This is a genomic window from Actinomadura montaniterrae (assembly GCF_008923365.1).
Lineage (GTDB): Bacteria > Actinomycetota > Actinomycetes > Streptosporangiales > Streptosporangiaceae > Spirillospora > Spirillospora montaniterrae.
The window spans coordinates 1-9,076 of sequence record NZ_WBMR01000301.1 but is presented as its reverse complement, the minus strand read 5'-3'; the positions used below and the strand labels follow the sequence as shown (position 1 = coordinate 9,076).

General features: G+C 75.5%; 7 protein-coding genes. 1 reads left to right on the top strand and 6 read right to left on the bottom strand.

Features of this window, described 5'->3' with window-relative positions; all coding sequences use genetic code 11:
* On the bottom strand, positions 1–985 hold a 985-nt coding region (locus F9B16_RS46190; protein WP_151546621.1), incomplete at its 3' end, for an MFS transporter.
* On the bottom strand, positions 982–2,607 hold the full coding sequence (locus F9B16_RS46185; RefSeq protein WP_151546620.1) for an AMP-binding protein: 1,626 nt from the start codon (positions 2,605–2,607) through the stop codon (positions 982–984). The genes F9B16_RS46190 and F9B16_RS46185, both read right to left, overlap by 4 nt.
* A 68-nt stretch (positions 2,608–2,675) precedes the next feature.
* On the opposite strand from F9B16_RS46185, the gene F9B16_RS46180 reads away from it, so the two are divergent.
* Entirely contained in the window at positions 2,676–3,167 is a 492-nt protein-coding gene (locus tag F9B16_RS46180; RefSeq protein WP_225992543.1) for a DUF2332 family protein, read from the top strand.
* A gap of 92 nt (positions 3,168–3,259) precedes the next feature.
* Here F9B16_RS46180 and F9B16_RS46175 read toward each other — a convergent pair whose 3' ends face one another.
* The 4 genes from F9B16_RS46175 to F9B16_RS46160 all read right to left on the bottom strand — a co-directional run bounded on the left by F9B16_RS46175 (position 3,260) and on the right by F9B16_RS46160 (position 8,970).
* Entirely contained in the window at positions 3,260–6,226 is a 2,967-nt protein-coding gene (locus F9B16_RS46175; protein ID WP_151546618.1) for a glycine--tRNA ligase, read from the bottom strand.
* Between the two features lie 51 nt (positions 6,227–6,277).
* On the bottom strand, positions 6,278–7,033 hold the full coding sequence (locus F9B16_RS46170; protein WP_151546617.1) for a phytanoyl-CoA dioxygenase family protein: 756 nt from the start codon (positions 7,031–7,033) through the stop codon (positions 6,278–6,280).
* 52 nt (positions 7,034–7,085) lie between these two features.
* Positions 7,086–7,784 (bottom strand): SseB family protein, encoded by a 699-nt coding sequence (locus tag F9B16_RS46165; protein WP_151546616.1) that lies wholly within the window; start codon positions 7,782–7,784, stop codon positions 7,086–7,088.
* A gap of 79 nt (positions 7,785–7,863) precedes the next feature.
* On the bottom strand, positions 7,864–8,970 hold the full coding sequence (locus F9B16_RS46160; RefSeq protein WP_151546615.1) for a barbiturase: 1,107 nt from the start codon (positions 8,968–8,970) through the stop codon (positions 7,864–7,866).
* Positions 8,971–9,076: the final 106 nt, after the last annotated feature.

Sequence of the window (9,076 nt, the reverse complement as noted above, 5' to 3'; positions counted from 1 at the left end):
CGGACCGCGCGCCCGCCCGCCGCACCAGCGGCCCGGCGCACCAGGACACCGCGGCGGAGGTCAAGGGGCCCGGGGTGAGCGCGAGCGCGGCGGTGAGCGCCGAGTAGCCCCACCGTTCGGTGAGGTACAGCGCGACGCACAGCGCGACCGCGAACTGGGTGACGCTCATCAGCGCCATGGCCGCGTTCCCCGCCGCCGTCGACGCGGCGCGCAGCAGCGCGACGTCCGCGGCCGGACGCGGGTGGCGCGCCGACCGGCGCACGCCGAGCCAGGTCAGCGCGGTGCCGCCGGCGGCGGCGCCGAGGACCGCCGGGGCCGTCCAGCCCCACTCGGGGCCCTGGACGAGCCCGAGCACCAGCGCGGCGACGCCGCCCGCCAGCAGCGCGACTCCGGCGAGGTCGGGCAGGCCGCGTCCCGTCCGCGTCCCGGGCGGGATGCCGGCGGCGCCGCAGGCCAGCGCGAGCGCGCCGAGCGGCAGGTTGATCAGGAAGATCCAGCGCCAGCCGCCGAGCGCCATCAGCGCCGAGCCGAGCGCGGGCCCGCTCGCCCCGGCGATCCCGGACACCGCGCCGAGCAGCCCGAAGGCGTGCCCGGCGCGGCCGGGGAACTCGCTGAGCCCGACGGAGATCGCGAGCGCGACGACCGCGCCGCCGCCGGTGGCCTGCAGCAGCCGGGCGAGCACCAGCCCGAGCGGGCCGGGCGCGAGCGCGCAGGCGGCCGAGCCGGCGGTGAACACCGCGAGCCCGGTGAGGAAGATCCGCTTGGGCCCGAGCCGGTCCGCCATGCCGCCGGCGGGCAGCAGCACGGCGGCGAACACCACGGTGTAGCCGGTGATCGTCCAGGACAGCCCGGCGAGGGTGCTGCCGGGGAAGGCGCGCAGCAGCCGCGGGATGGCGACGCTGACGATGTTGTAGTCGATCACCGCCATCACGTTGGCGAGGATCACCGACGTCAGCGCCAGCGCCCGGCGCCGGGACGGGCTCACGGCGCGGCGGCGGTGCTCGCCCGGCGGGCGAGTTCCTCCTCGATGGCGCGCTTGCGGACCTTCCCGGTCGGCGTCTTCGGCAGCGCGGCGACGACCTCCAGCCGGTCCGGCTCGTAGCCGGGCGTCATGCCCGCCTCCCGGACGAGGCGGTGCAGGTCCTCCAGGGCGGGCGGCTCGCCGTCCGGCACGACAACGGCGACGACGGTCTCGCCGAGCAGCGGCTCGGGCTCGCCGACGACCGCGATCTCGGCGACCCGCGGGTGGGCGCGCAGCACCTCCTCGACGGCGACTGCGGGCACGTGCAGCCCGCCCTTGTTGATCATGTCCTTGGTACGGCCGATGATCTTGATGCCGCCGCGGCCGTCCGGCCGGGCCAGGTCGCCGGTGGCGAACCAGCCGTCGTGCAGCGACGCGGCGAAGACGTCGTCGGCGCCCTCGTAGCCGAGGCACAGGTTCGCGCCGCGCACCTCCAGCCGCCCCGGCCCGTCGACCGGCGCGCCGTCCTCGCCGACCAGCCGGACCTCCATCCAGTCGACGGGGCGGCCGTCGCTGCGCGCCGCCCAGTCCGGCGGGTCGCCGTCGCGGCCGATGGTGACGCCGCCGTTCTCGGTCATCCCCCACAGCGGGCGGACGGGGAACCCGAACGTCTCGCGGAACCGCGCGGGCAGGCCCGGCGGGATCGGCGTGGAGCCGGTGACCATGTGCCGGAGCGCGAGCGGGCGCGGGTTCTCCCGCTGCTCGGCGACCAACTCGTCCAGGATCAGCGGGGTGAAGTACGCGGTCGTGATGCCGTACCCGGCGGCGAGGTCGAGGAAGTCGCCCGGCTTGAACGCGTCCGCCCACACCGCCGTCGCGCCCGCGACGAGCGGCGCGAGCATCCCGTACAGCCAGCCGCCCTGCCCGCCGACGATGCACGGAGTGGACAGCACGTCGTCCGGGCCGAGGCCGAGCGGGACGCTGAACGAGCGCGCCATCGCGTACAGGGTGTTGAAGGAGTGCCGGACGCCCTTGGGGCGGCCGGTCGTCCCCGAGGTGTACATGATCTGGAAGACGTCGTCGCCGCCGGGACGGTGCTCGGGCGGCGCGGCGTCCGAGGCCAGCAGCCCGTCCTCGAACCCGACCGCGCCCTCGGGGACCTTCCCGCCGACGACGATCTGGTGCCGCAGCGCGGGCAGCCGGTCGCGCATCCCGGCGATGGTCGCGGCGATGCCGAGGCCGCGCACCTCGTCCAGGGACACGACCGCGACCGCGCCCGACTCGCGCAGGATCCACTCGGTGTCGGCGGCGCCCGAGGCGATGTAGTACGGGACCACTGCCGCGCCCGCGCGGCCGCAGCCGAGCGCGAGGACGGTCGCCTGCCACTGGTTGACCAGCTGCATCGCGACCCGGTCGCCGGGGCGGACGCCGAGCGCGGCGAGGCCGGCGGCGCAGCGCTCCACCCGCTCGGCCAGCTGCGCCCAGGTCAGCACGGTGTCGGGGCCGTCCGCGGTCTCCCAGAAGTGGCTGACGACCGCCGGCCGGTCCGGCGCGGCGGCGGCCCGCGCGGCGAGGTCGTCCAGGAACGTCCCGTCCCGCCACCAGCCGCGCGCGCGGTACTCCCGTCCATCGTGGAGGTTTGTCACCTTTGACCCCTTCCATCCCAGGTATTTTGATCATGACCGCGGGACGCGGGCGGCGACAACGGTGACTGTTGACGAAGACGGGGCCGCCCGGCGGGCGGACCGGCGGAGGCGGGCCGGTCGCCGGGGTGCTCGGGGGGCGCGCGTCCAGCGCGCTGGCGCTGGCGTGGCCCGCGTTCCGCGACGTGCTGGCCCGGCACGCGACCGAGGTCCGCGCGGGCCTCGCCGACCCGCCGCAGACCAACGAGGTCGGCCGAGCCGCGCCGCTGATCGGCGGGCTGCTCGCGGTGGCCGCCGCGACCGGGCTGCCGGCCCGGCTGCTGGAGACCGGCGCGAGCGCCGGGCTGAACCTGCGCGCCGACCATTACCGGCTGCCGTTCGACGGCGGCGGGCACGGGCCGGACTCCCCGGTCGTGCTGCCGGACGCGTGGCGCGGCGCGCCCCCTGCGGCCGTCCCGCTGCGGATCGCCGCGCGGCTCGGCTGCGACCTCGCCCCGCTCGACGCGGCGGCGCCGGAGGCGCGGCTGCCGAGGAAACGCACATCCAGGGCACCCCGCTGCTGACGGTGCGGCTGTGGCCGGGCGGCGAGCGGCGCGTCCTCGGCGAGGGCGCGCCACACGGCCTCCCCGTCACCTGGTACTGAGGCCGGCCGGGGCTAGCCGATCTCGCGCCAGTCGAGGAGCGGGACGACCAGGTCGCGGATCGCGGCGAGGAGACCCAGCCGGTTCGCGCGCAGACGCAGGTCCTTGTCCATCACCATGACGTCGTCGAAGTAGGCGTCGATCGGGCCGGGCAGCCCGGCCGCGGCCGACGCGAACTCCGGCAGCGGCGGTCGCTCCGGGAGCCCGTCGCGGAGCCGCGCGAACGCCTCGGCCAGGCGGCCTTCGGCGGGCTCGGTGAACAGGCCCGGGTCATAGCCGGCCTCCGTCTCCTCGGGGACGATCCGCAGCACGCGCTGCAGCGCGGTCGTGAGCCGCGCGAACTCGTCCGTGCGGAGCAGTTCCACCAGGTCGGACGCGGCGCGGGCGGCGCGGGCCGGGGCGCCCGCGAGCGGCCGGACGGCCCGGACGGCCGGGATCGGCAGCCCCTCGTCCAGCAGGCTCTGCTCCAGCCGCCGCGCGGCGAACCGCTCCGCCTCGGCGAGCGCGTCCGGCGGCACCTCGACGGGCTGGTGCCGGGCGGCGGCCGCGAGCCCGTCGCCGACCGTGAGCGGGGCCAGGCGCGGGACGGACCGCAGGATCGCGGTCAGCCCGAGCGCGGCGCGGCGCAGCCCGAACGGGTCGGACCCGCCGGTCGGCGCGGCGCCCGCGGCGAACAGCCCGGCGAGCAGGTCGAGGCGGTCCGCGGCGGCGAGGACGGCGCCGGCGGTGCTCGCCGGGACCGCGTCCCCGGCCGAGCGCGGCAGCTCCATCTCGTAGAGGGCCTGCGCGACGGCGGCGTCCTCCCCCGCGCGCCGGGCGTACTCGCGGGCCATCGTCCCGGCGAGGCCCGGCAGCTCGATGACCACGGACGAGGCCAGGTCGAACTTGGCGAGCGCGGCGGCGCGGGCGAGCGGCGCGCGCTCGTCCCCGGCGAGGCCGGTGCGGTCGGCGATGTCCGCGGCGATCGCGGCGATGCGGGCCGACCGGTCCGCCATCGAGCCGAGCCGTCCGGTGAACGTGAGCCGGTCGAGGCCCTGCTTGATCTCGTCCGGCGTCCGGCGGAGGTCCTGCCGGAAGAAGAACGCGGCGTCCTCGTAGCGGGCGCGGATGACGGCCTCGTTCCCCGCCCGCACCACGTCGTGGTCGCATTCGCCGTTGGCGACGGTGACGAAGTGCGGCAGCAGCCGTCCGGACGGCCCGCGCACCGGCAGGTACCGCTGGTGCTTGCGCATGACCGTGGTGAGGATCTCCTCGGGGAGGTCGAGGTAGGCGGCGTCGAACGACCCGAGGATCGCGACGGGCTCCTCGACCAGGTCGACGATCTCCTCGACGAGGTCCTGCTCCGCGGCGAAGTCGACCGTCCCGCCGTGGCGCGCGGCGAGCGCCCGCGCGTCCTCGACGACGCGGGTGCGGCGCCGCGCCGGGTCGGGCTCGACGCCGTGCTCCCGGAGGACGCCGACCAGCGACAGCGCGTCCGGCACCGGCACCCGGGACGGGTCGGCGGTGCGGTGGACGTCGGTCGTCCTGCCCTGGTTCAGTTCGTCCAGCACGATCTGCCGGTGCCCCAGCAGGGCCAGCACCCGCCGGACGGGGCGCGCGAACGACAGTCCGGGGACGTTCCAGCGCATGTTCTTGCCGCCGCGCAGCCCCGAGACGATCTCGGGGAGCAGCCCGGAGAGGACGTGCGCGGCGGACTTCCCGGGGACCGTCCGGACGTGCGCCACGTACTCCTTGCCGCCCGCGGTGATCTCCCGCACGTCGGCGGCGTCGATGCCCTGCCCGCGCGCGAACCCGAGCAGCGCCCGCGTCGGCTCCCCGGCCGCGTCGTAGGCGGCGGCGAGCCTCGGCCCCCGCACGACCTCCTCGGTGTCCGGGGACCTCGGCTCCACGTCCCGGACGACGGTGATGAGGCGGCGGGGCGTCGAGAAGGCCTCGACCTCGGAGGCGTCGGTGAGCAGGCCCGCCTCCTCCAGCCCGTCGCGCAGCCGTTCCGCGACGGCCTCCGCCGCGGGCCGCACCTCGCCCGGCGGCAGTTCCTCCACGCCGATCTCCAGCGCGAACGCGGCCGGTGCGGCGATCTCGGGAAGGACCGACTTCTCCAGGGCGATCTCGAAGACGGTGGCGTCGCCGAGCGGGTGGCCGAGTTCGGCGCGGCGCTCGACCCACAGGGCGGCGACCTCGTGGGCGAGGCCCCGCATCCGCGCGAACGCGCGGGCCCGCTCGGCGGTGCCGATCGCGCCGCGCGCGTCCAGCACGTTGAACGCGTGCGAGCACTTCAGCACGCAGGAGTGGGCGGGGACGGGCAGCCGGGCGTCCAGCATCCGGCGCGCCTCCGCCGCGTACGTCTCGAACAGCTCCCGGTTCGCCGCGATGTCGGCGTCGTCGAGGTAGTAGCGGCTCATCTCGTACTCGGACTGCCCGAACGCCTCGCCGTAGGAGATGCCGGGCGCGTACTCGATGTCCTTGAAGTGCGAGACGCCCTGCAGCGCCACCAGGATGCGCTCCATCCCGTAGGTGATCTCGACCGAGACGGGGTCGAGCGCGATCCCCCCGGACTGCTGGAAGTACGTGAACTGGGTGATCTCCAGCCCGTCCAGCCAGACCTCCCAGCCGAGCCCCCACGCGCCGAGCGCGGGCGACGCCCAGTCGTCCTCGACGAACCGGACGTCGTGGGCGCGCAGGTCGATGCCCAGCGCGGCGAGGCTGCCGAGGTACAGCTCCTGCGCGTCGCCCGGCTCCGGCTTGAGGATCACCTGGAACTGGGTGTGGGTCTGGAGCCGGTTCGGGTTGTCGCCGTAACGGGAGTCGTCGGGCCGGACGCTCGGCTCGACGTAGGCGACGCGCCACGGCTCGGGCCCGAGGACGCGCAGGGCGGTGTTCGGGTTGAGCGTGCCCGCCCCGACCTCGGTGTTCATCGGCTGCCCGACGAGGCAGCCGTGCCCCGCCCAGTGGTCGGTGAGCCGGATCAGGGCGTCCTGCATGGTGAGCACGGTGATTCTCCCAACGGGGTCGAGCGGCTAAGCGTAGATGCGTTAGCGCCCGAGACCTCGCTGGATCGCCGTCCACACGGGGGACGATTCGGGGAGCGGCCCCGACGGCGTCAGCGGCGGCTGCGCCATGAACTTGGCCTCCGTGCCGTGGTGCGGCTGAGCGGCGTGTACCAGGAACGGGTGGCACAGGTACACGTCACCGGCCCGCCCGGTCGCGAACGCGACGGGACGGTGTTCCGACGCGGGCACGGCCTTCCGCGCGAGGTCCATGAAGGCGACGCCCTCGTCGCCCGCGGGTTCCAGGATCGACGGGACGTCCAGGTGGGAGTCGGCGCGGATGCGGGTGGGGGCGTCGTCCTCGCCCACGTCGGAGAACAGGAACAGCATCAGCAGCGCCCGCCCCTTCGACGCCAGGTTCACCCGGTGACCCCAGATGTCGGACGGGTCGTCGCCGGGGAAGCTCGCGTCGATGTGCCAGCCGTCGTCGCCCGGCTCCGCGTCGCTCGGGAACCGGATCGGGAACGTTCCGAGGCCGCCCGGCTCCTCCCACGCGCCCTTCCCCACCACCGCGTCGTAGGCGGCGTGCAGGCGCGGCGTGTTCGCCGCCGCGCGGAACGGCGGCTGCGCGTACCCGCCGAGCCGGACCACCGGCTTCGTCCAGGTCGTGCGGTCGCCGGGATCGCAGCCGGTGTCGCGCCAGAGGATGGCGCGGCACTCCGCGGCGAGGTCCCGGGGGAACGCCTCCGGCACCCGGGCGAAGCCGTCCGCGGCGAAGGCGTCCACGTCGATCTCGTGCATCGGCCCAGCATGCCGACGGCGCTCCGCCGGGCGCCAATGGTTTTCCGGGCCGTCAGCCCCGCCGGACGACGCTGAGCTCGACGCCGCCGACGATCCGGCCGCGCAGCACCTCGGCGAGCCGGTCCGACACCCGCTGCACCGTGACCCGCTCGTCGTGCCCCGGCACCACCGAGAACCGCACGGCCAGCTCCGCGGCCGTGCCCTCGGTGAGCCGGACGCCCGTGACGGCCTGGTCGGAGCCGAACGCCGCCTCGACGGCGGCGAGCACGTCCGGGTCCTCGTGCGGCGGCGGGACCGGCCGGCCCTCGGCGAGCAGGTGCAGCCGCAGCCCCTCCACCGCGAACGGGACGGGGCCCGCCACGTCCACGACCAGCGCGTCCGCGCCCTCGTCGAGGACGGCGCGGCACGCGTCGCCGGCGAGGACCGCGACGGGGCGGGCGTCGGCGCGCCACGCCTTCATCGTGTCCATGCAGGTGAAGCCGAGCACGCCGCGGCGGCCGTCGTCGCCGATCAGCGTCGGCAGGGCCATGTCGCTGGACTTCTCCCGGCGGAGCTCGCCGGGCTCCACGTCCTCCTCTTCGGTGAGGACGGCGACGATCGGCACGAGCAGCCGCGCGTTCTGCAGCCGCCGCAGCACGGCGTGCTGGCCGACGCGCCCGGCCGCGTATCCGGCGAGGGCCTCGCACAGCCGGGGATCGGCGCCGCCGTCGTCCCCGGGGAACCGGGATTCGGGAATGGTCAGTCCGGACACGGCAGGAAGGCTATAGCCTCCGGCGACCGCCGTGGGTACCGATTCGGATACTCCCTGTATCCGACATCGTGCCGGGCCGTTAACCGAGGTCGGCGATCGCGGCGACGGTTCCGCCGCCGGACGGGCCCTGGTGTACCGCCGCGACCGACACGAACACCGCCGGATCGCCGGTGACGGACGCCGCGACGCCGCCGACGCACGCCTTGATCTGCCGGTGCCAGTGCACGTCGGAGTCGTCCAGCATGATGTTGCGGCGCCCCCGCACCGACCCGGACGGGTCCGCCTCGCACTTGATGAACACGTTGACGAGCCGGTCGCCGAGGTCGGACGTGCGGGGCCGCTCCGGCAGCTCCAGACCGGTGGAGCGGATCGCGTCCCAGACGCCGTCGGCGTCGAGTGCGTCCTTCATCACACCGTGCCCGGCCCGGTAGCGGCCGCCGATGCCGCGCACGTTCCCGACGACGACGATCTGCGCCCGGTCCAGCTCCACCCCGGACGAGCACGACGCGACCGACGAGAACAGCGACAGGTCCTTGTGGATCTGCTCCGCCGACGGCGGCTCGATCTCCCCGAGCGCGACGGCGATGCCGAGCGCGGTCGTCGAGTTGGAGATGTCCATCGACTTCAGGGTGTCCTCGGTGACGACGTCGTGCCCGCGCGACTTGGCGTCGTTGATGGTGTCGAGGGTGAGCAGCGGCGTCTTGGTCTGCACGTAGTGGACGTCGGCCGGGTCGTCGATCCCGGCGATCTTCATCGCGTCGCGGACGCCCGCCGCGACCGTCTCCACCATCGCCGGGCGGCCGATGTCCTCGGGCAGGATCACCTCGCTCATCGCGACGCCGACCGACAGGCGCGGCTCGTCCGTGCGCGGCGCCTTCGCCGGGTCGACGGTCGCGAACACGGTCGCGTGCGGGCTCAGCACCCCGTCGGTGCCGCCCGACCACACCAGCGGCACGCGCGCCACCTCCTCCGCCGGACGGGTGCCCTTCGCTATGAGCACCTCCCGGAACGCGCGGTCGGCGAGCAGCCGCGTGTAGTCGTTCACGCCGCCGTTGCCCTCGGTCTTGCCGACCACCGCGAGGACGCGGTCGGCCTCCAGCACGCCGTCGTCGATCAGCCGGGCCAGCCCGGACGCGTCGGTCACGCTCTCGATGGGGATCTTGCGGACTTCGATGGGATCGGGCACGTCGTCGCTCCTCGGCTGCTCTGCTGATCGTTCTCTACCCCGCGTCACGCCTCCACGACCGTCCCGGCCCGGCCGCGCGCCGCCGCGCCGAGCCGGGCCAGCGACG

Coding starts and splice junctions, on each gene's coding strand:
- F9B16_RS46175 (WP_151546618.1), bottom strand. CDS start 6,226: ATGCAGGACGCCCTGATCCGGCTCACCGACCACTGGGCGGGGCACGGC.
- F9B16_RS46170 (WP_151546617.1), bottom strand. CDS start 7,033: ATGCACGAGATCGACGTGGACGCCTTCGCCGCGGACGGCTTCGCCCGG.